The 2018-nt window shown below is 47.5% G+C and carries 2 protein-coding genes; both read left to right on the top strand.

Annotated elements, in window-relative coordinates; all coding sequences use genetic code 11:
* The first annotated feature begins 133 nt into the window (after window positions 1-133).
* Window positions 134-1390 (top strand): tetratricopeptide repeat protein, encoded by a 1257-nt coding sequence (locus BOW51_RS10160; RefSeq protein ID WP_078477612.1) that lies wholly within the window; start codon window positions 134-136, stop codon window positions 1388-1390.
* A 142-nt stretch (window positions 1391-1532) separates the two neighbouring features.
* Window positions 1533-1952: a hypothetical protein gene (locus BOW51_RS10155; RefSeq protein ID WP_078477611.1), complete on the top strand. Its 420-nt coding sequence runs from the start codon at window positions 1533-1535 to the stop codon at window positions 1950-1952.
* The last annotated feature ends 66 nt before the right edge of the window (window positions 1953-2018 follow it).

Here is a 2018-nt window from a genome sequence, read left to right as displayed (position 1 = left end):
GTTTCATTGCCTCAAGCAGTGAGCGCAAGCCTGGATTTCAGGCGTGGAACATGAAGAAGTCATTGGTTGAACTGAAGGTAAAACCGCACGCTACCAATCCGACGATTACAGCGTACCGGCAAGAGTCACTAAAATGAAAATGAATTTCTTTCCTCAAGTCGCTGCCAAAATAATCATCGTAGCCATTCTGTTGTTTGCTGCCTGGCGCATACTCGCGTTGGGATTAGCGGAGCATTATGCTCAGTCTGCTATTGATGGTGTGCCGGGCAGCGCGGAGAAGGCCCTCGCATGGTATGACAAACATCCGCACGCACTGTTTCTGTACGCACTGGAAATTTACCAGGAGAAGCCGCAGAAAGCCGAGGAACTGTTACGTGATGCGATCAAGGGTACACCGAGTGACGGGCGTCCCATGGTTCTGCTGGCAATGTTGCTCAAGCAACGCAATATTACTGCGAGTGCAGATGCGCTGGTCAACCGTGCTGAAGAGCTTGGTCCAACGAACGAATGGATCAGGCTAAAGGCAGCAGAGTATTGGGTGTCGCGCAACCAAATCGACCGTGCAGTTAATTCCTGGAGCAAACATCTTGAATCCAAGCGCTGGTCAGCCGAGGTTGTCTCAGTACTTATCAGGATTGCCGACTCGGATGAGTTGCGCCATGTACTGAAACCACTGACAGATAATCCGCCTGACTGGTGGGAGCGCTTTTTCAGCCACTATGCAAAAAATGCAGGCTCCTTGAATTCGTTGAATGAATTGACAGAGATGCGAAAACAAGGCGCGGTACCGATGTTGAAGAGTGAACGCAAGGCACTGGTCGCAAGAATGATGAAAGAACAGCAGTGGAGCAGTGCCTACCTCAACTGGATTGGTGGCCTGTCAATGGAGCAAAAAGGCCAGTTGGGGAATATATACAATGGTGGCTTCGAACTGCCAATTTCAAATAATGGATTTGGCTGGCATTTTTCCGATGCGGAGTGGTTTGGGCTTGAACTTAAGCAGGAGAGGGAGTCTGCTGGTGAGCAAAGCCTGCACCTGCTTTTCAGCGGTATTAACAAGCCGTTCGGGAATCGCCTTTTTCAGCCAATGTTTCTCATGGCCGGCGAGTACGAATTCAGTAGTGCCGTGAAAAGTGTTGGATTGGAGACCAGCGGGGGACTGCGTTGGAGAGTCCATTGTATCGATCAGCAAAAGCAGTATCTTGGTGAGAGTGAGCGCTATCTTGGCGTCAGTGATTGGCGGAAATCACGTTTCAGATTCACTGTTCCGAACGATGCCAAATGTCGAGTGCAAATACTACAGCTTGAATCGACAGGAAAAATACCGAAAGATCACAAACTGAAAGGCGAAGTCTGGTTTGATCAACTAAAATTAGTCAGAATTGGTTAAGGTTGCTATATTTATCCAGTAAGGGCGTTTTATCATCGATACAATTGCTGTCAAAGCAGCAACTTTGAAGATTTTATTACTGACGTTTAAAACGTCTGTACATATGTTATAGTTTAAGTGTTAATCAATTGAGGGCGTCTTGATGAAAAAGATCATTCTACTATTGTTGGTTTTGGCTGTAGCTTCGGTTTCAGTCCAGGCTGCCAGCGTCAGCGGTAGTGTCGGCGGTAATATAGTCGTTGTAAAGGATGATAGCTATCTTGGTGCTGGCGGGGATATGGACCTGAAACCCGGTAACAAGGTGATACTGGACAGCCGCACAGAATCTATCGAGATTACCTGGGCAAGCGGTTGTGGTTCACCAGGTCCGACTACCATCAAGTTTCTGGGTGCACAGGTTGTACAGATTACCCCACAGGCACCATTCTGCTGCCGTGCAGGGGAAGTTGTTTCAATGGTGTCTGATAGTAGTGGTAACAACGCACAACAATGCACTCCTGACTGGTCAGTTGCACAGGAAGAGACACCAAAGAAAAAGAAAACTTCAGGCCAATATAACTAACGAACATAGGTGCGAAAATTCTCAACAAAATACTAGCAAACTGAATCCAGCAGCACATCAAAAAGC

The organism is Solemya elarraichensis gill symbiont (assembly GCF_002021095.1).
GTDB lineage: Bacteria > Pseudomonadota > Gammaproteobacteria > Chromatiales > Chromatiaceae.
The sequence above is the reverse complement of the archived record's forward strand: the minus strand, read 5'-3'. Positions and strand labels throughout refer to the sequence as shown.